This window comes from Cellulomonas sp. ES6 (genome assembly GCF_030053835.1).
Lineage (GTDB): Bacteria > Actinomycetota > Actinomycetes > Actinomycetales > Cellulomonadaceae > Cellulomonas.
The window spans coordinates 2,917,914-2,941,534 of the sequence record NZ_CP125655.1 but is presented as its reverse complement, the minus strand read 5'-3'; the positions used below and the strand labels follow the sequence as shown (position 1 = coordinate 2,941,534).

The following is a 23,621-nucleotide window of genomic DNA, read 5'->3' as shown; positions in this document are numbered from 1 at the left end:
GAGAAGAGACCCGCCGTGACCGACCAGCCCGCCGCCACCCCGGCCGTGCCCGACGTCCCCCCCGCCCCCGCCGTGCGGACCGGGCCGCAGCTCATCGCCTACGCGGACCGGCTCGGCGGGGACGTGGCCCGGCTCGCCGGGCTGCTCGACGGCCCGCTGGCCGGCGCGTTCGACGGCGTGCACGTGCTGCCGTTCTTCACGCCGTTCGACGGGACCGACGCGGGGTTCGACCCGCGGGACCACACCGTGGTCGACCCGCGCCTCGGCACGTGGGACGACGTGCGGCGCCTCGCGGACGGCCGGACGGTGATGGCCGACGTCATCGTCAACCACGTCTCGGCGGAGTCCGCGCAGTTCCAGGACGTGCGCGAGCGCGGGGACGCCTCCCCCTGGGCGCCGATGTTCCTCACGCTCGGGTCGGTGTTCCCGGACGGCGCCACCGAGCAGGACCTCGCGCGCATCTACCGCCCCCGGCCGGGCCTGCCGTTCACGGCGATGACGCTCGGCGGCGAGCGGCGCCTGGTGTGGACGACGTTCACCCCGGACCAGGTCGACATCGACCTGCGGACGACGCAGGCGTGGGACTACCTCACGTCCGTGGTCGACGCCCTGACCGCCGGCGGGGTGACGGTGCTGCGCCTGGACGCCGTCGGGTACACGGGCAAGGAGGCGGGCACCGACTGCTTCATGACGCCCGCGACCGCCGCGTACACGCGCCGCATCGTGGAGCACGCGCACGCCCGCGGCGCCCAGGTGCTGGTGGAGGTGCACGGCCACTACCTCCAGCAGGTCGAGATCGCGCAGACCGTCGACCTCGTCTACGACTTCGCGCTGCCGCCGCTGGTGCTGCACGCGCTGACCACCGGGGACCTCGCGCCGCTCGACCGCTGGCTCGGCATCCGGCCGGCGAACGCCGTGACGGTGCTCGACACGCACGACGGGATCGGCATCGTCGACGTCGGCCCCAGCGACCTGCGTCCCGGCGAGCCCGGGCTGCTGCCGCCCGCGGACATCGACGCCCTGGTCGAGCGCATCCACGACAACAGCGGCGGCACCAGCCGGCAGGCCACCGGTGCGGCCGCGTCCAACCTCGACCTCTACCAGGTCAACTGCACGTTCTACGACGCGCTGGGCCGCGACGACCGCCGCTACGTGCTGGCGCGCCTGGTCCAGCTGTTCGTGCCCGGCATCCCGCAGGTGTACTACGTGGGCCTGCTCGCCGGGGAGAACGACATGGACCTGCTCGCGGCGACCGGCGTCGGGCGGGACGTCAACCGGCACCGGTACACCGACGACGAGGTGGCCGCGGCGCTCGACCGGCCGGCGGTCCGCGCCCAGCTGACCGCGCTGCGCCTGCGCACCACGCACCCGGCGTTCGGCGGCACGTTCCACCCCGAGGTGACCGGCACCACCGCCCGGCTCCGGTGGACGTCCGGGGCCGAGACGGCGGAGCTCGAGCTCGACGCGGCCACGGGCGCGTTCGCCGTGCACGCCACCACGCACGGGGTCTCCCGCACCGTCCTGACGGACTCCGACGTGGCGTCGTCGCCGGCCTGACGGGCGCCCCCGCAGGCGGGAGCCCTCGCCGGGGCGACCCGCCCGCCGCGCCACTACGGTGGCGCGCGAGGAGGTCCCGCCATGGCCACGATGCGGCACCAGGAGCACCGACCGGTCGAGGAGAGACGCGAGCAGCTGCTCGAGGCCGCCTCGGCCGTCGCCCGCGACGGCGGGCTCGCCGCCGTCACCACGCGGACCGTCACCCAGCGGGCGGGTCTCGCCCACGGGGCCTTCCACTACTGCTTCGCCTCGCGCGGCGAGCTCGTGGAGGCGCTGCTCGAGCGCGAGGCGCTGGCGGTGCTGCACCCCGCCGGGGACGCCGCGTTCGAGCACCCCGACCCGCGCACCGCGTTCCGCGACGCCCTCGAGGGCCTCCTGCTGGCGGTGCGGTCCGACCCGGAGCGCCACCTGCTGCTCCACGAGCTCACGGTGACGGTCGCCCGGCACTCCCCGGACCGGGCGGCCCGGAGCCGCACGGAGGCGGACCGCACCGTGGGTGACCTCGTCGCCCGCTGGAGCCACCGGATGCGGCTGTCCTGGACGGTCCCCATCGACGCCCTGGCCGGCGCCTTCACCTCGGCCGGCTCGGGCCTGGGGATGCTGTGGCTCACCACCCGGGACGACGTGCTGGTGGGCGCCGCGGCGGACGCGGCGGCGCTGGCCCTCGCGGGGCTGTGCGTGCCCGCCCCTCCGGACGGCGCGACGGGCGGCGAGGCGGGCGGCGCGGTGGACGGGGCGGCCGCGTGAGCCGCCCCGCCCGCCGGCCGGGCCGGGGGCCCGCGGTCAGACCCGGAACACCGCGGCGTCGCCGCGCAGCGTCTCGGCCATCCGCGCGAGCTCGCCGACCGCCTGGTCGACCTGGTTGAGCGCCTGGTTCGCGGCGTCCGCCTGCTGCGCGACGCCGCTGATCGTCTGCGCGATCTCCCCCGACCCGGTCGCGGCCTCCGCCACCGAGCGCGAGATCTCCGCGGTGGTGGCGGTCTGCTCCTCGACGGCGCTCGCGATGGTCGTCTGGTAGTCGTTGATCGCCCCGACCGTCTCGGAGATCTCGTCGATCGCGGCGACCGCACCCGTGGTGTCCGTCTGGATGCGGTCGATGCGGCGGGCGATGTCCTCGGTGGCCCTCGCGGTCTCCTGCGCGAGCTCCTTGACCTCGCCGGCGACCACCGCGAAGCCCTTGCCCGCCTCGCCCGCACGGGCCGACTCGATCGTCGCGTTCAGCGCGAGCAGGTTGGTCTGCTCCGCGATGCTGGTGATGACCTTGATGATGCTGCCGATCTCCTGGCTGGACTCGCCGAGCCGCCTCACCTGCTCGGTGGTGGACTGCGCGACCTGCGTCGCCGACGCCGCGACCTTCGCCGCCTCGGACGCGTTCTGGGCGATCTCGCGGATGCTCGCGCCCATCTGCTCCGCGCCGGCGGCGACCGTCTGCACGCTGCGCGACACCTGCTCGGCGGAGGCCGCGACCGAGCCGGCCTGGGTCGCCGTCTCCTGCGAGGACGCCGACACCTGCGTCGAGGACGCCGAGAGCTGCTCGGTCGCCGCGGCCACCGTCTGCGCGGCCTCGACCACCCGGGAGATCGTGCCGCGGAGCTGCGTCTGCGCGGTGGCGAGCGCCGCGGCCATCTGCCCGACCTCGTCGCCGGACACCACCCGCGGCGCGACGGTGAGGTCGCCGTCGGCGATCGCGACGAGCGAGGTCTGGACCGACCGCAGGCCGGTCAGCACCTGGCGCAGCACCAGGACCGCGACGACGCCGACGACGGCGAGGGCGCCGGCGAGCACGACCCACACGACCAGCACCGACTGCCGGACGAGCTGCTCGCCGTCCGCGGCGATGTCGTGGGCCCGCGTCCCGGCGGCGTCCGAGACCTGGTCGATGAGCTGGTCGGCGTCCTGCCCGGCCGTGCGCAGGGTGCCGTTCACCACGTCGACCGCGGCCGGGTCGCCGGCGCGGAGCAGGGGGACGTAGTTCTCGGAGGCCGTCTGCTCGTAGGCCGCGACGGCCTCCTGGATCTCGCCCGCGACGCCGTCCGACCCCAGCTCCGCCACCAGCGTCCCGGTCAGGTCGGCGATCCGGTCGTCCCGCTCGCCGATCTCCCCGAGCTCCGCCTCCACGTCCTGCTCGTCGAGCAGCGCGAGCCGGACGTACGCCAGCCGCTGCGCGGTGAACTCCCGCTGCAGGTCGGCGACCGCGACCAGCGGCACGACGCCGTCGGAGTCCATCTCGTCCTGGCTGGCCGCCATCGCGAGCAGCCGCGTCGTCGAGACCGCGGCGAGCACGACGGCCACGAGGGCCAGCAGGGCGAGGCTGCCGCCCAGCTTCACGGCGAGCGGCCAGCTCGAGGGCCCTCGGCGCCGCACCACGAGCGGGGGATCGACGGGCTGCACGGGCATGACTGCTCCTTCGGTGGCACGAGTTGGACACCCGGCCCATTCGGCACATCCCGACCGATCCGCAGGTTTTCGCGGTGTTCCGCGACCGCTGCACCCGATCGGCCCAGCGCCCCACCCACGCGCGGCCCACGCCGGACCACCCGTTCGTGGCGGCGCCGGGGGGCGGAGGGGCGACGGGTCCACCCCGGGGGTGGCACCGCGACGGCGCGCCGGACCGGCCGGCGCCGGTCACCTCAGAGGGCGTCGAGGGCCGCGTGCTCGTGGCGCAGCAGCGGCAGGACCACCCCGTGCTTGGTGTTCGGCTCGAGCTCCAGGTCGGGCACCGGCCGCCAGTCCCCCGACCGCAGGTCGGTGGTCGTCAGCGCGCGGTAGCCCTGCGGCAGCTCCGGGTACCGGTCCACCCACAGGTACCACCGGTGCTCGTGGTGCGCCCGGAACACGAGCGGCCCCTCGACGTGGGAGCCGAGGTCGGCGCCGATGTTCCGGGCCACCGTCACGAAGTCGTCCGCGAAGAACGACGGGCCGACCTGGTGGAACACGCCCCAGGACCCGGGCGCGTCGTCGTCCTGCTTGGCGAACCGGTGCACGGCGTCGCCGGTGACGTGCACCGTCATGTCGATCACGCCGACGGGCAGCTCCAGGTACGTCCGCGGCTCGGTGAACGTCCGGAAGTCGCGGGTGCGGGCCACCATGATCCGGGCGGGCCCCGTGTCCCGGCCCGCGTCGCCGTCGGGACCGCAGTCGTCCAGCCCGGACGACCAGTGCACCAGGTAGTCGCCCGACACGGGGTCGTAGACGGCCTCCGGCGCCCACGCCATGCCCGCACCCGGCGGCGCGACGGTGACGTACCGCGGCGCGGACCAGGTGACCAGGTCCGGCGAGTCCCACACGACGAGGTCCCGGCTGCCGCGGTGCCGGTACGCCCACCAGTCCGGGCCCTCCGGCCGCCAGACGCGCAGGTCCGTCACGAGCAGGTGGAAGCCGTCCGGCCCGCGCACCAGGTGGGGGTCGCGGACGCCGCCGGTCCCGCCGGTGGACTCGAGCACCGCCTCGCCGCCGCGGAGCCGCCGCCAGCGCAGCGGGTCGTCGCCGACCGACAGGGAGAAGTAGATCTTCTCGGCGTGGCCCACCTGGTCCTCCACGAAGTGGACCAGCAGGTAGCCGTACGGCTCGGTCATGCGGGGCGCTCCTGTGCGTGCGGTCGCCCGCGCGGCGTCGCGGGGGTCCCCGCCGTTCTACACCACCGCCGGCGCCCGCCCGTCACGCCAGCCGGTCGAGCGCCACGTTGACCTGCAGCACGTCCACCGCCGCCTGCCCGAGGAACCCGAGGTCCGGCCCGGTGGTGGCGTCCGCGATGACGCGGCGCACCTCGTCGGGCGTCAGGCCGCGCTCCCGCGCCAGCCTCGGCACCTGCAGCTCGGCGTACTCCGGGCTGATGTGCGGGTCGAGGCCCGACGCGGACGCGGTGACGGCGTCCGGCGGCACCGCCGCGGGGTCGACGCCCTCGAACGCCGCGACCGCCTCGCGCCGCTCCTCGACGGCGGCGACGAGGTCCGGGTTCTCCGGGCCGAGGTTCGACCCCGCGGAGGCCGCCGCGTCGTACCCGGTCGCGGACGGCCGGGGCTGCAGGTACTGCGGCAGCGGCGCCCCGTCCGCGTCGGTGAACGCCTGGCCGATCAGCGCCGAGCCGACGACGTCGCCGTCCGGCCCGGCGACGAGCGAGCCGTCGGCACGCGCCGGCACGAGGCGCCCGAGGCCGGTGACGAGCAGCGGGTAGCCGACGCCGAGCAGCAGGGTGAGGACGAGCATCGCGCGCAGGGCGACGCGCACGTGCGGCCAGGTGGTGCGGGGGGAGCTCATGGGTCCTTCTCGGGGTTCGGGGGGTCGGGGTCCGGCGCGCCGGTCAGAAGCCGGGCAGCAGGCTGACGACCAGGTCGATCAGCTTGATGCCGAGGAACGGGGCGACCACGCCGCCCAGCCCGTAGACGAGCAGGTTGCGGCCGAGCAGCGCGGACGCGGCGGCGGGCCGGTACCGCACCCCGCGCAGCGCCAGCGGGATCAGCGCGACGATGACGAGCGCGTTGAAGACGATCGCCGAGAGGATGGCCGAGGCCGGCGAGCCCAGGTGCATGACGTTGAGCGCCGCGAGCCCCGGGAACGCGCCGGCGAACAGCGCCGGGATGATCGCGAAGTACTTCGCGACGTCGTTGGCGAGCGAGAACGTGGTGAGCGCGCCGCGCGTGATGAGCAGCTGCTTGCCGATCCGCACGATGTCGATGAGCTTGGTCGGGTCGGAGTCGAGGTCGACCATGTTGCCGGCCTCCTTGGCGGCCGACGTGCCGGTGTTCATCGCGACGCCGACGTCCGCCTGGGCGAGCGCGGGGGCGTCGTTGGTGCCGTCGCCGGTCATCGCGACCAGGTGCCCGCCCTCCTGCTCGCGCCGGATCAGCGCCAGCTTGTCCTCCGGCGTCGCCTCCGCGAGGAAGTCGTCCACGCCGGCCTCCGCCGCGATGGCCCGGGCGGTCAGCGGGTTGTCGCCCGTGATCATCACGGTGCGGATGCCCATGGCGCGCAGCTCGGCGAACCGGTCGGACAGGCCCTCCTTGACGACGTCCTTGAGGTGGACGACGCCGAGGACCCGACCCTCCCCGTCGCGGTCCTGCACCGCGACCACCAGCGGGGTGCCGCCGTCGGCGGAGATGCGCTCGACGACCTCCGTCAGCCCGGCCGGCGCCTCCGCCGCCGCGAGCCAGGCCAGCACCGCGCTGCCGGCGCCCTTGCGGACCACCGTGCCGTCCGGCAGGTCGACGCCGCTCATGCGGGTCTGCGCGGTGAACGGCACGACGTCCGTCCCGGGCGGCAGGTCGGCGACGTCGGCCGCCCCGCCGGCGACCCCGCCGGCGACCGCGAGGTCCACGATCGACCGGCCCTCCGGGGTCGGGTCGACGGCGGACGCCTGCGCCGCGCGCCGCACCAGCTCCGCCTCCGGGACGCCGGCGAGCGGCAGGAACGCCACCGCCCGGCGGTTGCCGTACGTGATGGTGCCGGTCTTGTCGAGCAGCAGCGTGGTGACGTCGCCGGCGGCCTCGACCGCGCGGCCGGACATCGCCAGGACGTTGCGCTGCACCAGCCGGTCCATGCCCGCGATGCCGATGGCGGACAGCAGCGCGCCGATGGTCGTCGGGATGAGGCACACCAGCAGCGCCACGAGCACCGGCACGCTCACCGCCGCACCGGCGTACGACGCGACCGGCCCGAGGGTCAGCGCGACCACCACGAACACCACGGACAGCGACGCCAGCAGGATGTTCAGCGCGATCTCGTTCGGCGTCCGCTGCCGCGCGGCCCCCTCGACGAGCGCGATCATCCGGTCCACGAACGTCTCCCCCGGCGTCGAGGTGATCCGCACGACGATCCGGTCGGACAGCACGCGCGTCCCGCCGGTCACCGCGCTGCGGTCGCCGCCGGACTCCCGGACCACCGGCGCGGACTCGCCGGTGATCGCGGACTCGTCCACCGAGGCGATGCCCCACACCACGTCGCCGTCGCCCGGCACCAGCTCGCCGGCGGTCACGACGACCACGTCCCCGAGCGCGAGGTCGGGCGAGGCGACCGTCCGGGTGCGGGCGCGCTCCGCCGCGGGGTCGGCCGCCGCGTCGTAGCCGACCACCACGGTGGCCGTCGTGCTCGACCGGGTCTGCCGCAGACTGTCCGCCTGCGCCTTGCCACGGCCCTCCGCCACGGCCTCGGCGAGGTTCGCGAACAGCACCGTCGCCCACAGCCAGGCGGCGATCGCCGCCGTGAACGTCACGGGCGTGGGCGTGCCGCCCGACTCCCCCGGACCGCCGGTGAACGGCTCCGCGACGGCGAGGAGCGTCGTCAGGACGGCGCCGGCCTCCACCACGAACATCACGGGGTTGTGCCACATCACGCGCGGGTCGAGCTTGCGCAGCGCGCCGGGCAGGGCCTCGCGGAGCTGCGCCGCGCTCAGCCCGCGCCGGGGACGTGGGGCCGGCGCCGCCGGGCCGCCGGGGGCCTGCTGCGCGGGGTCCTGCTGCAGGAGCGTCGTCATGGGAGTCACAGCCCTTCCGCCAGGGGACCCAGCGCGAGAACGGGGAAGTACGTCAGGGCGGTCACGATCACCGCGACGCCCGTGAGGAGGCCGACGAACTGCGGCCGGTGGGTGGGGAGCGTCCCGGCGGTGGCGGGGACCACGTCCTGCGCGGCGAGCGAGCCCGCGAGCGCCAGCACCAGCACGACGGGCACGAACCGGCCGAGCAGCATCGCGACGCCCAGCGCCGAGTCGAACCACGGCGTGCTCGCCGTCAGCCCCGCGAACGCCGAGCCGTTGTTGTTCGCGGCGGACGTGAACGCGTACAGCACCTCGGAGAAGCCGTGCACGCCGGGGTTGGCCATGGAGCCCTCCACGCCGGCGCGCACCCCCGGGACCGCGAACGACAGCGCGGTGCCCGCGAGCACCAGCGTGGGCGTCACGAGGATGTACAGGGACGCGAGCTTGATCTCGCGCGGCCCGATCCGCTTGCCCAGGTACTCCGGCGTCCGCCCGACCATGAGGCCGCCGACGAACACGGCGACGACCGCGAGCACGAGCATCCCGTACAGGCCGGAGCCGACACCGCCCGGAGCGACCTCGCCGAGCATCATGTTGAGCATCGGGAACAGGCCGCCGAGCGCCGTGAACGAGTCGTGCATCGCGTTCACCGACCCCGTCGACGTCAGCGTGGTGGCGCCCGCGTACAGCGCGGAGGCCGCGACGCCGAACCGCTGCTCCTTGCCCTCCATCGCGGCGCCCGCGAACTGCGGCGCGGTGCCGGCGCCGTGCATCTCGACGACCGTCAGCGCCACGGTGCTGACCAGGAAGATCGACGCCATCGCGGCGAGCAGCGCGTAGCCCTGCCGGTCGCTGCCGACCATCCGCCCGAACGTCCGGGGCAGGCTGAACGGGATCGCGAGGAGCAGCACCACCTCGAACGTCGACGTCCACGCGGTGGGGTTCTCGTACGGGTGCGCCGCGTTCGCGTTGAAGAACCCGCCGCCGTTGGTGCCGAGCAGCTTGATGGCCTCCTGCGAGGCGACCGGGCCGCCCGGGAGCGTCTGCGTGCCGCCGGCGAGCGTCGTCACGTCGGTGAACCCGGACCAGCTCTGGACCACGCCGCCGGCGACCAGGACGACCGCCGCGACCACCGAGAGCGGCAGCAGGATCCGCAGCGTCCCCCGCACCAGGTCGACCCAGAAGTTGCCGATCGTCCCGCTGCGGCGCCGGGCGAACCCGCGCACCAGCGCGACGGCCACTGCGAGCCCGACTGCCGCGGACACGAAGTTCTGCACCGCGAGGGCACCGGCCTGCACCGCGTAGCCGAGCGTCGCCTCCGGGGAGTACGCCTGCCAGTTCGTGTTCGTCACGAACGACACGGCCGTGTTGAACGCGAGGTGCTGCCCCACGCCCGGCAGGCCCAGGTCCCACGGCAGCCACGCCTGCAGCCGCTGCAGCGCGTAGACGAGCAGCACGCCGACCAGGGAGAACGCCAGGACGCTGCGCGTGTACGCCCGCGGCGACTGCTCCGACCCCGGGTCCACCCCCAGCACCCGGTACAGGACGCGCTCCACCCGCAGGTCCCGACCGGAGGTGTACACCCGCGCCATGGCGTCGCCCAGCGGCCGGTACAGCGCGGCGAGCACGAGCACGACGGCCGCCAGCTGCGCGGCGGCCGCCCAGCCCGCCCCCATCAGAACCGCTCCGGCTTCACGAGCGCCCACACCAGGTAGACCACCGCCGCGACGCCCAGGACGACGGCCAGCAGGTCGAGCACGATCACAGCCGCTCCACCCCCGAGGCCACCGCGCCCACGAGGGCGAACAGGACGACCACGGCCGCCACGACAACCAGGTCCAGCACGAGGGGGCTCCCTTCGGACGGGGCCGCACCGGCGCTCGGCCGGGCGGCGACCCCGGCGAGAGCGGGGCCGTCGCCCATCACACGCCCGCCCCCGGGGTGCCGGCGGCGATCCTCACGGATCCCATACGGCCCGCGACGCGGTGCTCACGGATCCCGTGCGGCGGGCGTCCGCGCTACCGTCCGGTCGTGCCCCCGTCGTCCCCGCCCGGATCGGTGTCCGTCTCGCAGACCGTCGCCGCCGCGCCCGACGCGGTCTGGTGGGCGCTGACCGCCGGGCGCGCCGCGTGGTGGCCCGAGCTCGTCTTCGACCCCGTCGCCGGGTCCCCGCTCGTGGAGACGTGGACCGAGGACGGCGAGGTGCGGTCCGCGACCGGCGAGGTGGTCCGGTGCGACGCCCCGGGCCTGCTGGCGTTCCGGTGGCGCGAGCCGTCGTGGGCGCACCCCCTGGACGTGACGATCCGCCTCGCCGCCGCCGGGGCGGGGACGGAGGTGATGCTCACCGAGTCCGGGTTCGCGACCGCCGGGACCCCGCCCACGCTGCCCGCCGAGCACGCCGAGGGCTGGCGGTACCACCTGCAGCGCCTCCGCCGGGTGTCCGAGACCGGCTCCGCGGGGCCGTCGCCGCGCGCATGATGGGGACCGTGCCCCCCGCCCTGCAGGACCTCGCCTGGCCCGTCACCACCGAGCGCCTGACGCTGCGCCCCGCCACCGCCTCCGACGCCGAGGCGGTGTGGCGGTACCGGCGCCTGCCGGCCGTGGCGGAGTGGATGACCGCCGTGCCGGGCGCGCTCGACGCGTGGGCCCCTCAGTTCGCGGAGCCGGACCGCCTGCGGGTGACGCTGGTCGCCGAGCACGAGGGCGTCGTCGTGGGCGACCTCATGGTCCGCGTCGAGGACGCCTGGGCGCAGACGGAGGTGGCCGGCGACGCCGTGGCGACGCAGGCGGAGCTCGGCTGGGCGTTCGACCCGGCGCACCACGGCCGGGGACTCGCGACGGAGGCCGCGGCCCGCGTGCTCGGGCTGTGCTTCACCGACCTCGGTCTGCGCCGCGTCACCGCCCTCTGCTTCGCGGACAACACGCCGTCGTGGCGGCTCATGGAGCGGATCGGCATGCGGCGCGAGGCGACGTTCCGCGCCGAGTCGCTGCACCGGTCGGGGCGGTGGCTGGACTCGTTCGCGTACGCCCTGCTGCGCGAGGAGCAGGCCGCCCGGTGAGCACCCCCGGGACGGACGCGGCCGCGTTCACCTGATCGGGTCCCGAGCCGGACGGACGGACGGTTGCCTCGGGCATCAGGGTGAACGGACGCGACCCGGGCCCGAGGTCCCCTCCAGCCGCGGCAGCAGCTGCCGATGCTCCGGGCGTTCCCTCCACGACCCGAATCGGAGCGCCGCGTGCACCACGTCCCCCTCACCCGTCCGCTGCTCCGGCGAGCCGGAGCCACCGCCCTCACGGCCGTCCTCGGTGCCGGCCTGCTGACGGCGGGCACCGCCGGCGGAGCGCAGGCCGCGACCGCGGACGACGAGCTCACCCTGGCGGTCACCGCGGCCCCTGCCACCAGCTACGCGGCCGGGGTGCCCGTCACCTGGACGTACACCGCGACCAACGAGCACGCGACACCCCTCGTGCCGGACCCGGAGTCGGCGCTCGTGGCGTACCTGGACACGGACGCCCTGCCGGAGGTCACGGGCGGTGACTGCGCCTTCTGGGGCTGGGACGGGGACGTCTGGGCCGCAGGCATCGCACTCGACGCGCCCGTCGAGCCCGGCGCGTCCCTGACCTGCGTCGTCACGTACACCCCGACCGCCGCAGACGTGGCGCGCGCCGGGGCGTGGGCCGCGCTCACGTACCAGCCGTTCGCCGACGGCACCTGGACCGCCGCGCACTGGGCGGTCCTGACCCCCGCAGGCACTCCGGCGGCACCGACGGTGACGGGCACCCCGGTCGTCGGCGGCACCCTCACCGTGGCGCCCTGGTTCTGGGACCCCTGGCAGGTGCCCCTCACCTACCAGTGGCTGAGGGACGGCACCCCCATCCAGGGGGCGACGGGGACGACCTACCGGCCCACGTCCGCCGACCTCGGCCGGGCGATCAGCATCCGGGTCGGCGCCTCGGACCTCGGCGTGACCTGGCCGTCCGCAGCGACCGCCGCGGTGGCCCCGGGCACGCTCACCCCCTCGACACCGGTCGTCTCCGGCACGGCGGCCGTGGGCCGCACCCTCACCGCGAAGCCCGGCACCTGGGCGCCGTCCGGCGTCGCACTGACGTACCAGTGGCTGCGGTCCGGGACCGCGATCCGCGGCGCGACCGCGTCCACGTACACGCTGACCGCTGCCGACCGCGGGGCGACGCTCAGCGTCCGGGTCTCCGGAGCGAGGGCCGGGTACACCACGGCGACCCGCACGTCCGGGGCCACGGCCACCGTGAAGCCCGGCACCATCACCGTGACGACCGCGACCAAGGTCAGCGGCACCGCACGCGTCGGCGCACGGCTCACGGCGGTCGCCCCCCGGCTGTCGGTCACGGGCACCCGGACCACGTACCAGTGGCTCCGCGAGGGCCGGGCGATCTCCGGCGCCACGAAGCCCACGTACACGCTGACGAAGTCCGACAAGGGCAAGCGGGTGTCGGTGCGGGCGACCGTGACGCGATCCGGGTTCACGACCGTCACGTCCACCTCGGCGCGGACGTCCGCGGTCAAGGCCGGCTGAGCGGGCCCGCGGGCGGAGGTCCGCGGCCGCCGGGCGGGGCTTCCCGCCCGGCGGCCCGGGACGTCAGGCCAGCGAGCGCGCGAGCAGCTCGAGCGTGTCGACGACGCGGTTCGAGAAGCCCCACTCGTTGTCGTACCAGGCGACGACCTTGACGTGCCGGCCGTCGACGCGGGTCAGGAGCGAGTCGAACACCGACGACGCCGGGTCGCCGGTGATGTCGGACGACACCAGCGGGTCCTCCGAGTACTCCAGGACCCCCGCGAGCGGCCCCGCCGCCGCGGCCCGGTACGCCGCCAGCACGTCGTCGCGGCTGACGTCGCGGGACACGGTGGCGTTCAGCTCGACCAGCGAGCCGACGGGCACGGGGACGCGGATCGAGTCGCCGGACAGCCGGCCGTCGAGCTGCGGCAGGACCAGGCCGATGGCCTTCGCGGCGCCCGTCGTGGTCGGGACGATGTTGACCGCTGCCGCCCGCGCCCGGCGGGCGTCCCGGTGGGGGCCGTCCTGCAGGTTCTGCTCCTGCGTGTAGGCGTGCACGGTGGTCATGAACCCGTGCTCGATGCCCGCGAGCTGGTCGAGGACGAGGGCGAGCGGGGCCAGGGCGTTGGTGGTGCACGAGGCGTTCGACACCACGGTGTGGACGGCCGGGTCGTACGCGTCGGTGTTGACGCCGTAGGCGATCGTCACGTCCGCGCCGTCGGACGGTGCGCCGACCAGCACGACGCGCGCGCCGGCGTCGAGGTGCCCGCGGGCCGCGGCGGCGGACGTGAACCGCCCGGTCGCCTCGAGGACGACCTCGACGCCGAGCTCGGCCCAGGGCAGCGCGGACGGCTCGCGCTCGGCGAGCACCCGGATGCGGTGCCCGTCGACGACGATCGCGTCGCCGTCGACGGTGACGGGCCGGCCGAGCCGGCCGGCGGTGGAGTCGAACGCCAGCAGCCGGGCCAGCGCGGCCGGCTCGGCGAGGTCGTTGACGGCGACGACCTCGAGGTCGCTGCCGCGCTCGAGCAGCGCGCGCAGCACGTTCCGGCCGATGCGGCCGAAGCCGTTCACGGCGATGCGGGTCATGGTGTCCTCCTGGTGGTGCCTGATCGGTCGCGACCAGCCTGTCGGGGCGGGGGCGCGCCCGACAGCGGCCGGGGCGCCACGGTCCGCACGGATCTCGCCAGCCGGGCCGCGGCCCCTACTCGCCGCGCGTGAACGTGCGGCGGTACTCGCTCGGGGTCGTCCCCAGCACCCGCTGGAAGTGCCGCCGCAGGTTCGCGCCGGTGCCCAGCCCCACGTCGGCGGCGACCTGCTCGACGGAGCGCTGCGAGCGCTCGAGCAGCTCCCGCGCCGCGTCCACGCGCACCCGCAGCACCCACTGCATCGGCGTGTAGCCGGTCTCGTCGACGAAGCGCCGGGAGAAGGTGCGCGGCGACACCGCCGCGTGCCGCGCCATGACCTCGAGGGTCAGCGGGGCGTCGAGCCGGCGCAGCACCCACTCCCGGGTCGCGGCGAACCGCTCGCCCAGGGGCTCGGGCACGCTGCGCGGCACGTACTGCGCCTGGCCGCCGCTGCGGTACGGCGCCGCGACCAGCCGCCGGGCCGCGTGGTTCGACGCCGCGACGCCGAGGTCCCGCCGGATGATGTGCAGGCACAGGTCGAGGCCGGACGCCGCACCCGCGGACGTGAGCAGGCTGCCCTCGTCGACGAACAGCACGTTCTCGTCCACGGTCACGCGGGGGTACCGGGCCGCGAACGCGCGCGTGTAGTGCCAGTGCGTCGTCGCACGCCGGCCGTCCAGCAGCCCGGTCGCCGCCAGCGCGAACGCCCCGGTCGAGATCGCCGCCAGGTCCGCGCCGCGCTCGTGCGCCGCGACGAGGGCCGCCACGACGGCGGGCGGCGGGTCCTCCCGGTCCGGGAACCGGTACCCGGGGATGAACACGACGTCCGCCCACGCCAGCGCGTCGAGGCCGTCGGCCACGTGGTACGACAGGCCGTCGCCGCCGCGCACCAGGCCGGGCGCGGGACCGCACACCCGGACCTCGTACGGCATCGACGGCCGGGTGGTGAACACCTGCGCGGGCATCCCGACGTCCAGCGGCTTGGCGCCCTCGAGCACCAGGACGGCGACGCGGCGCAGGCGGGTGTCCGGCACGGCGCCAGCGTAGGCGCCGTGCCGGACCGCCGGTCAGCCCGCCCGGAAGCTGCCGACGAGCGTGCGGAGGTCGGCCGACATGGCGGCGAGCGACTGCACGGCGTCCCGCGACTGCACGACCCCCTGCGTGGTGTCCGACGCGCCGTCGGCGACCCCGGAGATGTTCGCGGCGATCTCGCTGGATCCGGTGGCCGCCTCGGCGACGCTCCGGTTGATCTCCGCCGTCGTGGAGGTCTGCTCCTCCACGGCGCTCGCGATCGTGCCCTGGAACGCGCTGATCTGCCCGATGATCCCGCTGATCTCGTCGATCGCCGCCTCCGCGCCGCCCGCCTCGGACTGGATGGCCTCCACCTGCTGGGCGATGTCCCCCGTGGCCTTGGCGGTCTCCTGCGCGAGCTCCTTGACCTCTCCCGCGACGACCGCGAAGCCCTTGCCGGCCTCGCCCGCGCGAGCCGCCTCGATGGTGGCGTTGAGCGCGAGCAGGTTGGTCTGCTCCGCGATGCTGGTGATGAGCTTGACCACGTTGCCGATCTGCCGGCTCGCGTCGCCGAGCCGTGCCATGGTCGTCGCCGTCGAGCCGACGGTGGCGACCGCGCGGTCGGCGACCTCCGCGGCGCGCGCCGCGTTCTGCGCGATCTCCTGGATGGAGGCGCCCATCTGCTCGGAGCCCGCGGCCACGGTCTGGACGTTGCGGGACACCTGCTCGGCCGCCGCCGCGACCACGCCGGCCTGGGCGGACGTCTGCTCCGCCGCCGCGGCGATCTCCCCGCTGGTCGCCGACATCTCCTCGGCCGCCGCCGACAGCGCGCCCGACGACGCGTCGATCGTGGCCACGACCTGCCCAAGGTCGTCCATCGCAGTGTCGAGCGCCTCGCCCATCAGCCCGAGCTCGTCGCGGGAGCCGAGCGCGGCCCGGACGGTCAGGTCCCGGCGCGCGATGCCCTCGGCGACGGCCCGCACCCGCGTGATCCCGCCGCGGATGGACCGCGCGACGACCATGCCGAGGGCGACCGCCAGCGCCGTGCCGACGGCGAGCAGCACGATCACCTGCAGGCGGTTGCTGCGGTACTGCCGGGAGGCGGCGTCGGCTGCCGCGGCGGCCGACTCCCTCTCGTGGTCCACCAGCGAGGTGACGCTCGCGTTCATCGAGTCGATCAGGCCCTGCGCCTTGCTGTCGCGCAGCTTGACGAACCGGGCCAGGTCGCGGTCCCGGCTGGCCGGCAGCAGGTCGTTGTCCCGGACGGCCGCGTAGGCGTCCAGGCCCGTCACGAACTCGTCGAGCGACGCGCGCTGCTCCGCGCCGAGCCTCAGCTCGCCGTACGTGGCGGCGGCGTCGCGGATCTCGGCCTCCGACGCGTCGATCTTCTGCTCGGCGGCGTCCTTCGCGGCGTCGTCGGTCACGAGCATGTGGTTCGCGATCTGGAACCGCATCTCCGCCGTCGCGCGGCGCATGACGGCGGCGTACTCGAGGCCCTTGAAGCTCTGCTCGTACATCGAGGTGGTCGCCTGGTCCGTGCGCCCGAGCGCGGCGATGCCCATGACGCCCACGGCCGCGCCGACCGCGGCGGCCACCAGGACGGCGGCGAGGATCTTGGTGCTGACGCCCCGGTCCCGGAACCAGGCGACGAGCGTGCGGCGGTGCGGTGCTGTCGGTGCTGTCGTGCCCATGGCACGGCCCCCTTGTGTCCAGTGGTCGTCCGGTGTCGTGCCGGCCGTGGACTGCTGATCGCCGTCGCGGGCGCGCTCAGGAGGGGACCATCGTCCCTCGCGGGCGGCGGGGTTCCCGTGTCCACCCCGCGACCTGGGACTTTGAGCGGACCTGATCCGCAGATTCGGCGATCCGAACTGCTTCACGCACCGCCCGCCGCTGCCCCCACCCGCCGTGCGAGCGCCGCGGTCGCCTCGGCGAAGGCGTCCGGCCCGAGCACCGTGAACGGCGCGTCGAACCGCAGCACCCACGCGAGCAGCCCGGCCCACGACCACGACCCCGCCGTCACCCGGCACGCCGTCGCCGAGACGGGCACGAGGACGCCGTCGCCCAGCCAGGGGGCGACCGCGGCCGCCGGGAGCTCGAGCAGGACCTCCCCCGTGCAGGGCCAGGCTCCGGCGGCGTCGGGGTCCGGTGCGAGGGTCGGCGCGGGGTCGACGCCGGAGTCGAGGCCCCGCGCGCGGGCCGCGAGGAACGTGCCGGCGTCGCCGGTGGGCACCGGCCGCGGGTCGAACCGCGCGCCCGCCGGGTGCCGCGGCGCCATCCGGTCCAGCCGGTAGGTGCGCCAGCCCGCTGCCCCCGGGTGCCAGGCGAGCAGGTACCAGCGGCCCCCGCGGGCGACGACGGCGTGCGGCTCCACCCGCACCGGGTCGGCGCGGCCGGCGTAGTCGAACCGCAGCGTCCGCCGCTCCCGCGTCGCGGTGCTGACGGCCTCGAGCACCGCCGGGTCGACCCGCTCCGCGGGCGGTGAGCCGGAGAACCGGATGCCGTCGACGCGGTGCCGCAGCCGCGACGGCATCACCTGCCGGACGGTCGCCAGGGCGCGCGCGGCCGCCTCGTCGACGTCCACGCCGCTGGACGGCACGTGCCGCAGCGCGACGGCCACCGCCACCGCCTGCTCGTCGTCGAACAGCATCGGCGGCAGCTCCGAGCCCGCGGCCAGGCGGTAGCCGCCGTCGGGGCCCGACGTCGCGGCGATGGTGTAGCCGAGCTCGCGCAGCCGGTCGACGTCGCGCCGGACGGTCCGGGTGGTCACGTCGAGGCGGTCGGCGAGCACCTGCCCGGGCCAGTCGCGACGGGACTGGAGCAGCGAGAGCAGGGCGAGCAGGCGCGTGGCGGTCCCGGGCACGCCCCCAGTGTGCGCGCGATCGAGGACACGACCTGTCCGCGACATGAGCCACCGTGGCGCCACGGCACCGCCCCGGTGACCGCCGACCCACGCGAAGGACGGACCCGATGACCCTGACGACCACCACCCACCTGAACTTCCGCGGCACCGCCCGCGAGGCGCTCGAGCACTACCGCGCGGTGTTCGGCGGCACCCTCACCACCGCGACGTACGCCGACCTCGGCGCACCCCAGGACGCCCCCGGTGCGGACCGGCTCGTGTTCGGGCAGCTCGACACCCCGGGCGGCCTGCGGCTCATGGCGTACGACGTCCCCGGCGAGCCGGCCCCGGGCCTGGCCGGGCCGGCCGGCAGCACCCGGCGCGAGAACGGCCTGACCCTCACCGACCGCCCGTTCTTCCAGTCGCTGCGCGGTCGGTCGCTCGACGAGGTCACCCCGCTGTGGGACGGCCTCGCGGCGGGCGGCCAGGTCGTCGAGCCCCTCGCGGCGTCCCCGTGGAGCCCCGGCTTCGGCATGCTCACCGACCGGTTCGGGGTGACGTGGGTGGTCGACGTGGAGGCGCCGCGCGCGGGATGAGCCCCGGCACCGGCCGGTGCAGCACGTCACGGCCCGCCCAGGTCCGGGCGAGCCGTGACGTGCATCCGCGGAGTCCCGTCCTCGGCGCTCGCTCCGCGTCGCCGCTAGCCCGCCCGTCTCGCTGCCGCCCCCTCGCGCCGACGCCGGCGCCGCGCGCGGTCGAGGACCGACACGGCAAGCGCCCCCACAGCCAGGACGAGCGCGACTCCGAGGTCGAACCGCCCGCCGAGGACCGCGAACACGACGTACATGACCCAGAACGCCACCAGCGCGACCAGCGCCGTCGCCACTCTGCTCGACATGATTCCTCCCGCCTCCGGTCCGCTGCCGGGACTAGATGAGCCCCGACACGATGACGACACCGGCTGCCGTGACGACACCGCACGTCAGGCTGTTGTTCTTGCACCAGTTCTGGGCGGCCGTGTACCCCTGCTTGATTGCCGTCCAGACGGGCGACGTCCGGTTCGCCTGCGTCACCTTCATCAGGGGCTTCCCTGCACCGTCGTACAACCAGTACGTGCCGGACGGCGTGCAGTCCTTGGGGTTCTTCCCGGTCCAGTCCCGGGTCGTGATTCCGTTGGTGCAACGGGCGTAGTTCCCGGCAGCCTCCGCGGGCGAGTCCGTGGCGACGAGGCCTCCGAACCCCACCAGCGTGGCCACCATCGCACCTGCCACCCAGCCGAACACGCTTCTCATCGTTCCTCCCCTGACTCGCAGCGAGCCGGGAGCGCCAGACGGTCGTCACTGTGCGCGACCGCGCGGCTGATGACGTCTCCGGCAAGGACGGTGTCAGCCTCCCGGCTCCCGTGAGCACGGGACAAGGCTTCGGCCATCACGCCGGTGACCACCGCACCTCGCACGATGTACAGAGATGTACGTTGACAGCCTCGCCGCGCGCCGCCCAGCATGCGCACCATGCAGTCGACCTGGGGTGTCGCCGAGGCCCGGGCGCAGCTCGGGACCGTGCTGGACAGAGCCAGGTCCGGTCAGGACCAGATCATCACGAGCCGAGGCTCCGCGCCCGTGAGGGTCACGTCGAACCACACGCCCACGCCGAGCGCGGACTACGTGCACTACCTCCTCGTCGCTCTCGCGGAGCGCGACGCCGGCGCCGTGTTCCTCGCGACGAAGGACGACGCGCGGGCCGTCGGGAGCGCGCGGTTCCTCACCGAGACCTCGTCGGACGTCCTGGTCTGGGTGTTCGAGGAGTTCGGCCCCGAGTGGTGCGCCGACTACGCCCGGACCGTGCTCCTGACGCTCCGGGCGCTGCAGTCCGCGTTCGGCCTCACGCAGCTCGCCACGCTGCCCGAGGTCGTGGACGGTCTGCGGCGGAGCACGTACAGCTCACGGCTGGCCGCGATCGTCTCCAGCTCGTCCTTCGCGCGGGCACTGCGGTCGAGCGTCGCGACGACGTTCCCCGAGCAGCAGCGACGAGCGGTGATGGGCGACTACTGACCGCGGTCGCCGCGGAACCGCGCGGGTCCGCCTCCCCCGGTCAGCGCGCCGCGAGCGCCCGCCCCGCGGCCGCTGCCGCCGCCTCGGCCTCCTTCTTCTGCAGCGCGGCCGGCTCGGCGAGCGCGTCGAGGGCCGGGTTGACGCCCACCAGGGTCAGCTCGCGCTGGACGACCGTGAGGTCGGCGCCCCAGACCTCCGCGAGGATCCGGCGCAGGTAGCCGGTGGCGTGGTCCCAGCCCTCCTTGGGGGTGCCGGGGCCGTAGCCGCCGCCCCGCGTGGTCACGAGCACGACGGGCGTCCCGTCGAGCAGCCGGTCGCCGGGGGCACCGCCCGCGATGGCGAGGTCGATCCACGTCTTGACGTGCTGGGAGACACCCCAGTTGTAGAGCGGCAGGGCGAGCACCGCGGCGTCGGCCTCGCGCAGCTCGGTGGCGAGCTGCTGGGCGAGCGCGACGGCGCCCGCCTGCTCCGGGGAGCGCTGCTCGGGAGCCGTCCAGCCCGCGCCGACGGCGGTCGCCCAGGCGTCGGCGGGCAGCGGGTCCCGGCCGAGGTGGCGGTGCACGACCGCCTCGGCCGGGCGGGAGGCGGTGAGCTCGGCGAGCACGAGGTCGGCGAGCGCGGCGCTCGCGGAACGGTCGCCCTGGATGGTCGAGTCGACGCGCAGCACGGTCATGGGTGGCTCCTGCCAACGAGGTGTTGAAAGTTCAAGACGTCGCGCACTCTAGACACGCTCGCATTGAAAGTTCAACACCCGTAGACTGCACGGCATGTCACAGCCGGAGCCGGACGTCACGCCGTGGCTGTCGGGTGCGCAGCTGGACGACTGGCGCGCGGTCATGGCGCTGGTCATGACGCTGCCCGTCGTGCTCGACGCCCAGCTCAAGCGCGACTCCGGCATGACGCTGTTCGAGTACCACGTGCTCGCCGCGCTCTCGGAGAGCCCCCACGACGAGGCGGCGATGAGCGACCTGGCCCGCCTCTCCCAGAGCTCCCCCTCGCGCCTGTCGCACGCCGTCGGGCGGCTCGAGGACGCCGGCCTGGTCGTCCGCGGGTCGTGCGTCGCGGCCGGGAAGCGGACCAGCGCCCGCCTCACCCCGGAGGGGCGGGCGCGCGTCGAGTCCGCGGCACCCGGGCACGTCCGCGAGGTGCGCCGCGTCGTCGTCGACCTGCTCGGCCCCGAGCGGTTCGCGGCGCTCGGCGACGCCGGACGCGCTGTCGTGCAGGCCGCCGTGCCCGAGCTCGCGGCGGTCGTCGCCCCGATCACCGACCGGGGCGACGCGTGACCGGCACGGCCCACCCGCCGTACACGCTCGAGCCGGTGGCCTGGGACGACCCGCGGGCCGCGGCCCTGCGTGCCGCGATGGACGCCGAGATGGGCGAGCGGTACGGCGACCTCGGCCCGATGTCCGACGCGGCGCGCGAGGCGCTCGCCGTCGACCCCGCCACGATCCGGCACGTCGTGCTCGCGGTGGACCACGACGGCACGCCCCTCGGGCACGCCGCCCTGCGGGAGCACCACGGGGAGTGGGAGGTCAAGCGCGTCGTCGTCGCCGCCGGCCACCGCGGCCGCGGGATCGGCCGCGCGGTCATGACGGAGGCCGAGCGGGTGGCCCGCGCCGCCGGCGCCCGGCGTCTCGTGCTGCAGACCGGGGACCGGCAGCCGGAGGCCGAGGGGCTGTACGTCGCGCTCGGCTGGTCCCGGATCCCGACCTACCCGCCGTACGAGGTGCTCGCCCAGTCCCGGTGCTACGGCAAGGAGCTGGACTGACCCCGCGACCCGGTCAGCCGCAGAGGACCTCCGGCCACCCGTCCATCACGACGACCCACGTGCCGCCGTTGGTGCTCTGCACGTGGCAGCCGACGTCCGCCGTCCAGTCGACCCCGGTCAGCCCGGAGCCCTTCCCGCCGAACCGCGCGTAGACCGACACGGGGGCGTTGAGCTCCGCGAGCGCCGGTCCGGTCTCGTCGTACGGCCCGAGGCTCTGGCTGCTCTCCGCGGCGTCCCACGACTGCGTCCCGTCCGGGGTGAGCTGCGCCCCGGGGACGGAGCCGAGGCCGAGCACGCAGTACGCCGAGTCCTGCCAGTCCGCGCCCTCGGCCGAGATGCCGTTGTAGCCGCTGCACGCCGCCGACTCCAGCGGGTACAGCGCGACGACGCTCACGGCCGGCGCGGTCATGTTGCGCTCCGCCGTCGTGTTGGTCACCGACCCGCCGACACCCGACGCGCCCACGGCCTCGAGCTGACCGGGAGGGGCGTCGGTGACGTCCGACGTGAAGGGCTGCATCCGGCCCGACAGCTCGTACGTCGCGGTGTAGCCCTCGCCGTCGACGACGCTGTAGGAGGTGGAGAACGTCGCGGAGAGTCCCTGGGCGAGGGCCGTCGTCGGGTCGATGCCGGCACCCGCCGACGCCCCCGGGGCGGCGGCCGCGGCCTGGATCGCCTCGACCCGCTCGGCCTCGAGGTACAGGCCGACCTCCGCGTTCGCGCCCTGCGTGAACGCGGGGATGACGTCGTTCTCGGGGTCGAACCGCCACGACGTCTCGCCGTCCACCCAGCTCACCACGGCGTTGGTGAAGCCGGTGAAGTCGTCGGGCAGGCGCAGGGACGTGTCGCTGTACTCCCCGGTGGGGTTGCCGTCCAGGTCGGTCACCTCCGTCGGCACCCCGCCGGCGGCCTCGCCCCACGCCCGCACGTCCGCCTGCGTCGGCCGGCCCGGGGTGTCGAGGTTGAAGTACTCGACGACGAGCCGCCGGTAGCGCGTCCCGGAGTCCGTGGTGCCCTCGTCCCCGACGACGTACCCGCAGCCGCCGGGGAGCAGCGGCGTCGACAGCTCCCCGTCCAGACTGGCGGCGTCGAGCGGCTCGGCCCAGTCGTCCTCCCCGACGGAGACCAGGCTGAGCTCCTGACCCGTCGGGCAGCCCTCCGGCACGGGGTACGACACCGGCGAGACCTCCGGCTCCGGCGACTGCGCGCCCGCGCCGTCGGTGCCGGTGCCGCCGCCGCCGCACGCGGTCAGCAGGGCCACCGCCGCCGCCAGCGCCGGGGCGGTCGTCGTCCGGCGGCGGGGTGCAGGGGGTCGCATCGGGTCTCCTCACGGTGGGGGCGCGGGTCCGCGCCGCGCCGCGTCCGGGCGGTGCGGGGACCCGTCGGTCCGGACGGTAGGCGCGGCACCGGGGGCCGCGGCACCCCCGGGGCGTGCGGGAGCGTGCGGACTTCTCGCTCCGGTGGTGCGGAAGGTCCCCGCCGAGCCCGGGCGCGGAGGCGGGGGCCGCGCCGAGGGGCCCGGGCTGATGGGCAGGCCGGTCGGCTCACCCCGCTAAGGTCGGTGCCGTCGAACGGGAGGACCAGCGCGATGCCGGCTGACGGAGCCCCGACCCGCCGCCCCGGCGGCCGCACCCGCCGGGTCACCGAGCGCCTGTACGCGGCGGCCGTGGAGCTGCTGGCCGAGCGGGGGCTCGACGGCCTGCAGTACGACGAGCTGGCCGCCCGGGCGCAGGTGGGGCGCGCGACGGTCTACCGGCGGTGGCCGGACCGGGACGGGCTGCTCGCCGACGTGCTGGAGCACTTCGCCGTGACGTCGGTGCCGATCACCGACACCGGCGACGTGGTGGAGGACCTGACGGCGTTCGTGCACGCGTTCGCCGCGGCTGCGGCGTCCCCCGCCGGGCGGGTGGTGCTGCAGATCCTGCTGCGGCGGGTGGACGAGGACGACGACCTGCGCCGGGCGGGCGTCCGGCTGCTCGACCAGCGGACCGCGGACCTGCAGCGGCGCCTCGACCTGGCCACGGCGGCCGGGCAGCTGCCGCCGGTGGGGGCGCCGTTCGTCAACATGATGCTCGCCGGGCCGGTGCAGTGGTCGACGCTGCGCCGGGCCCGGCCCCTGTCGGTCGCCGAGGCGCGCGACGTCGTCGAGCTCGTGGTGGCCGGGTTGCGGCAGACCGGGCGGCTCTAGGTCCCGGAACCTGCGCGCGCGGCGCCACGTCGCCCGTTCCCGGCGCACGACCCGCGGCCCGGCCGGCCGGCGGCGTTAACGA

The 23,621-nt window shown here is 75.5% G+C and carries 25 protein-coding genes; 10 read left to right on the top strand and 15 right to left on the bottom strand.

Features of this window, described 5'->3' with window-relative positions; translation table 11 throughout:
* The first annotated feature begins 15 nt into the window (after positions 1-15).
* Positions 16-1,557: a sucrose phosphorylase gene (gene gtfA, locus P9841_RS13715; RefSeq protein WP_283319206.1), complete on the top strand. Its 1,542-nt coding sequence runs from the start codon at positions 16-18 to the stop codon at positions 1,555-1,557.
* An 81-nt stretch (positions 1,558-1,638) separates the two neighbouring features.
* A complete protein-coding gene (locus tag P9841_RS13710) occupies positions 1,639-2,304 on the top strand; it encodes a TetR/AcrR family transcriptional regulator (RefSeq protein WP_283319205.1) in 666 nt (221 codons plus the stop codon).
* 36 nt (positions 2,305-2,340) lie between these two features.
* Here P9841_RS13710 and P9841_RS13705 read toward each other — a convergent pair whose 3' ends face one another.
* The 7 genes from P9841_RS13705 to P9841_RS13675 all read right to left on the bottom strand — a co-directional run bounded on the left by P9841_RS13705 (position 2,341) and on the right by P9841_RS13675 (position 9,949).
* Positions 2,341-3,954 (bottom strand): methyl-accepting chemotaxis protein, encoded by a 1,614-nt coding sequence (locus P9841_RS13705; protein ID WP_283319204.1) that lies wholly within the window; start codon positions 3,952-3,954, stop codon positions 2,341-2,343.
* Between the two features lie 233 nt (positions 3,955-4,187).
* Positions 4,188-5,132 carry a glycoside hydrolase family 43 protein gene (locus tag P9841_RS13700; protein ID WP_283319203.1) on the bottom strand — a complete coding sequence of 315 codons (945 nt, stop codon included), beginning with the start codon at positions 5,130-5,132 and terminating at the stop codon, positions 4,188-4,190.
* An 82-nt stretch (positions 5,133-5,214) separates the two neighbouring features.
* A complete protein-coding gene (gene kdpC / locus P9841_RS13695) occupies positions 5,215-5,814 on the bottom strand; it encodes a potassium-transporting ATPase subunit KdpC (RefSeq protein ID WP_283319202.1) in 600 nt (199 codons plus the stop codon).
* Positions 5,815-5,857: 43 nt separating this feature from the next.
* Entirely contained in the window at positions 5,858-8,026 is a 2,169-nt protein-coding gene (gene kdpB / locus P9841_RS13690) for a potassium-transporting ATPase subunit KdpB (RefSeq protein WP_283319201.1), read from the bottom strand.
* A 5-nt stretch (positions 8,027-8,031) separates the two neighbouring features.
* Entirely contained in the window at positions 8,032-9,702 is a 1,671-nt protein-coding gene (gene kdpA / locus P9841_RS13685) for a potassium-transporting ATPase subunit KdpA (protein WP_283319200.1), read from the bottom strand.
* Positions 9,702-9,791 carry a potassium-transporting ATPase subunit F gene (locus tag P9841_RS13680; RefSeq protein WP_222170594.1) on the bottom strand — a complete coding sequence of 30 codons (90 nt, stop codon included), beginning with the start codon at positions 9,789-9,791 and terminating at the stop codon, positions 9,702-9,704. Before P9841_RS13680 ends, kdpA begins: the two co-directional genes overlap by 1 nt.
* The gene (locus P9841_RS13675; protein ID WP_283319199.1) at positions 9,788-9,949 is read right to left on the bottom strand and encodes a hypothetical protein; all 162 of its coding nucleotides are present in this window, start codon (positions 9,947-9,949) and stop codon (positions 9,788-9,790) included. Before P9841_RS13675 ends, P9841_RS13680 begins: the two co-directional genes overlap by 4 nt.
* A 108-nt stretch (positions 9,950-10,057) precedes the next feature.
* On the opposite strand from P9841_RS13675, the gene P9841_RS13670 reads away from it, so the two are divergent.
* From P9841_RS13670 to P9841_RS13660, 3 genes are all read left to right on the top strand, one after another.
* Positions 10,058-10,504, top strand: coding sequence for an SRPBCC family protein (locus tag P9841_RS13670; RefSeq protein ID WP_283319198.1), 447 nt, complete (start codon positions 10,058-10,060; stop codon positions 10,502-10,504).
* On the top strand, positions 10,504-11,085 hold the full coding sequence (locus P9841_RS13665) for a GNAT family N-acetyltransferase (RefSeq protein WP_502848919.1): 582 nt from the start codon (positions 10,504-10,506) through the stop codon (positions 11,083-11,085). The genes P9841_RS13670 and P9841_RS13665 overlap by 1 nt, the downstream gene beginning before the upstream one ends.
* Before the next feature lie 177 nt (positions 11,086-11,262).
* On the top strand, positions 11,263-12,579 hold the full coding sequence (locus P9841_RS13660) for a hypothetical protein (RefSeq protein WP_283319196.1): 1,317 nt from the start codon (positions 11,263-11,265) through the stop codon (positions 12,577-12,579).
* Positions 12,580-12,642: 63 nt separating this feature from the next.
* On the opposite strand, the gene gap is transcribed toward P9841_RS13660, so the two are convergent.
* From gap to P9841_RS13640, 4 genes are all read right to left on the bottom strand, one after another.
* Positions 12,643-13,647 carry a type I glyceraldehyde-3-phosphate dehydrogenase gene (gene gap, locus P9841_RS13655; protein WP_283319195.1) on the bottom strand — a complete coding sequence of 335 codons (1,005 nt, stop codon included), beginning with the start codon at positions 13,645-13,647 and terminating at the stop codon, positions 12,643-12,645.
* Positions 13,648-13,762: 115 nt separating this feature from the next.
* Positions 13,763-14,719 carry a GlxA family transcriptional regulator gene (locus P9841_RS13650; RefSeq protein WP_283319194.1) on the bottom strand — a complete coding sequence of 319 codons (957 nt, stop codon included), beginning with the start codon at positions 14,717-14,719 and terminating at the stop codon, positions 13,763-13,765.
* 33 nt (positions 14,720-14,752) lie between these two features.
* Entirely contained in the window at positions 14,753-16,387 is a 1,635-nt protein-coding gene (locus P9841_RS13645) for a methyl-accepting chemotaxis protein (RefSeq protein ID WP_283319193.1), read from the bottom strand.
* Between the two features lie 182 nt (positions 16,388-16,569).
* The gene (locus tag P9841_RS13640) at positions 16,570-17,556 is read right to left on the bottom strand and encodes a helix-turn-helix transcriptional regulator (RefSeq protein ID WP_283319192.1); all 987 of its coding nucleotides are present in this window, start codon (positions 17,554-17,556) and stop codon (positions 16,570-16,572) included.
* A 107-nt stretch (positions 17,557-17,663) separates the two neighbouring features.
* Between P9841_RS13640 and P9841_RS13635 the strand changes: the two genes are divergently transcribed.
* Positions 17,664-18,131, top strand: coding sequence for a VOC family protein (locus tag P9841_RS13635; RefSeq protein ID WP_283319191.1), 468 nt, complete (start codon positions 17,664-17,666; stop codon positions 18,129-18,131).
* A gap of 104 nt (positions 18,132-18,235) precedes the next feature.
* Here P9841_RS13635 and P9841_RS13630 read toward each other — a convergent pair whose 3' ends face one another.
* Positions 18,236-18,433 carry a hypothetical protein gene (locus P9841_RS13630; RefSeq protein WP_283319190.1) on the bottom strand — a complete coding sequence of 66 codons (198 nt, stop codon included), beginning with the start codon at positions 18,431-18,433 and terminating at the stop codon, positions 18,236-18,238.
* Positions 18,434-18,464: 31 nt separating this feature from the next.
* Entirely contained in the window at positions 18,465-18,827 is a 363-nt protein-coding gene (locus P9841_RS13625; protein WP_283319189.1) for a hypothetical protein, read from the bottom strand.
* Between the two features lie 219 nt (positions 18,828-19,046).
* Between P9841_RS13625 and P9841_RS13620 the strand changes: the two genes are divergently transcribed.
* Positions 19,047-19,586 (top strand): type II toxin-antitoxin system prevent-host-death family antitoxin, encoded by a 540-nt coding sequence (locus tag P9841_RS13620; protein WP_283319188.1) that lies wholly within the window; start codon positions 19,047-19,049, stop codon positions 19,584-19,586.
* A 40-nt stretch (positions 19,587-19,626) separates the two neighbouring features.
* On the opposite strand, the gene P9841_RS13615 is transcribed toward P9841_RS13620, so the two are convergent.
* The gene (locus tag P9841_RS13615; RefSeq protein ID WP_283319187.1) at positions 19,627-20,259 is read right to left on the bottom strand and encodes an FMN-dependent NADH-azoreductase; all 633 of its coding nucleotides are present in this window, start codon (positions 20,257-20,259) and stop codon (positions 19,627-19,629) included.
* 94 nt (positions 20,260-20,353) lie between these two features.
* Between P9841_RS13615 and P9841_RS13610 the strand changes: the two genes are divergently transcribed.
* Both P9841_RS13610 and P9841_RS13605 read left to right on the top strand, forming a co-directional pair.
* Positions 20,354-20,869, top strand: coding sequence for a MarR family winged helix-turn-helix transcriptional regulator (locus P9841_RS13610; RefSeq protein ID WP_283319186.1), 516 nt, complete (start codon positions 20,354-20,356; stop codon positions 20,867-20,869).
* Positions 20,866-21,354, top strand: a complete 489-nt coding sequence (locus P9841_RS13605; protein WP_283319185.1) for a GNAT family N-acetyltransferase — start codon at positions 20,866-20,868, stop codon at positions 21,352-21,354. The genes P9841_RS13610 and P9841_RS13605 overlap by 4 nt, the downstream gene beginning before the upstream one ends.
* 13 nt (positions 21,355-21,367) lie before the next feature.
* On the opposite strand, the gene P9841_RS13600 is transcribed toward P9841_RS13605, so the two are convergent.
* On the bottom strand, positions 21,368-22,669 hold the full coding sequence (locus P9841_RS13600; RefSeq protein WP_283319184.1) for a hypothetical protein: 1,302 nt from the start codon (positions 22,667-22,669) through the stop codon (positions 21,368-21,370).
* A gap of 270 nt (positions 22,670-22,939) precedes the next feature.
* Between P9841_RS13600 and P9841_RS13595 the strand changes: the two genes are divergently transcribed.
* Entirely contained in the window at positions 22,940-23,539 is a 600-nt protein-coding gene (locus P9841_RS13595; RefSeq protein ID WP_283319183.1) for a TetR/AcrR family transcriptional regulator, read from the top strand.
* Positions 23,540-23,621 lie beyond the last annotated feature (82 nt).

Coding starts and splice junctions, on each gene's coding strand:
- kdpA (WP_283319200.1), bottom strand. CDS start 9,702: ATGGGGGCGGGCTGGGCGGCCGCCGCGCAGCTGGCGGCCGTCGTGCTC.
- P9841_RS13630 (WP_283319190.1), bottom strand. CDS start 18,433: ATGTCGAGCAGAGTGGCGACGGCGCTGGTCGCGCTGGTGGCGTTCTGG.
- P9841_RS13610 (WP_283319186.1), top strand. CDS start 20,354: ATGTCACAGCCGGAGCCGGACGTCACGCCGTGGCTGTCGGGTGCGCAG.
- gap (WP_283319195.1), bottom strand. CDS start 13,647: ATGACCCGCATCGCCGTGAACGGCTTCGGCCGCATCGGCCGGAACGTG.
- kdpB (WP_283319201.1), bottom strand. CDS start 8,026: ATGACGACGCTCCTGCAGCAGGACCCCGCGCAGCAGGCCCCCGGCGGC.
- P9841_RS13700 (WP_283319203.1), bottom strand. CDS start 5,132: ATGACCGAGCCGTACGGCTACCTGCTGGTCCACTTCGTGGAGGACCAG.
- P9841_RS13625 (WP_283319189.1), bottom strand. CDS start 18,827: ATGAGAAGCGTGTTCGGCTGGGTGGCAGGTGCGATGGTGGCCACGCTG.
- P9841_RS13615 (WP_283319187.1), bottom strand. CDS start 20,259: ATGACCGTGCTGCGCGTCGACTCGACCATCCAGGGCGACCGTTCCGCG.
- P9841_RS13675 (WP_283319199.1), bottom strand. CDS start 9,949: ATGGGCGACGGCCCCGCTCTCGCCGGGGTCGCCGCCCGGCCGAGCGCC.
- P9841_RS13635 (WP_283319191.1), top strand. CDS start 17,664: ATGACCCTGACGACCACCACCCACCTGAACTTCCGCGGCACCGCCCGC.
- P9841_RS13620 (WP_283319188.1), top strand. CDS start 19,047: ATGCAGTCGACCTGGGGTGTCGCCGAGGCCCGGGCGCAGCTCGGGACC.
- kdpC (WP_283319202.1), bottom strand. CDS start 5,814: ATGAGCTCCCCCCGCACCACCTGGCCGCACGTGCGCGTCGCCCTGCGC.
- P9841_RS13600 (WP_283319184.1), bottom strand. CDS start 22,669: ATGCGACCCCCTGCACCCCGCCGCCGGACGACGACCGCCCCGGCGCTG.
- P9841_RS13595 (WP_283319183.1), top strand. CDS start 22,940: ATGCCGGCTGACGGAGCCCCGACCCGCCGCCCCGGCGGCCGCACCCGC.
- P9841_RS13665 (WP_502848919.1), top strand. CDS start 10,504: ATGGGGACCGTGCCCCCCGCCCTGCAGGACCTCGCCTGGCCCGTCACC.
- P9841_RS13710 (WP_283319205.1), top strand. CDS start 1,639: ATGGCCACGATGCGGCACCAGGAGCACCGACCGGTCGAGGAGAGACGC.
- P9841_RS13645 (WP_283319193.1), bottom strand. CDS start 16,387: ATGGGCACGACAGCACCGACAGCACCGCACCGCCGCACGCTCGTCGCC.
- P9841_RS13705 (WP_283319204.1), bottom strand. CDS start 3,954: ATGCCCGTGCAGCCCGTCGATCCCCCGCTCGTGGTGCGGCGCCGAGGG.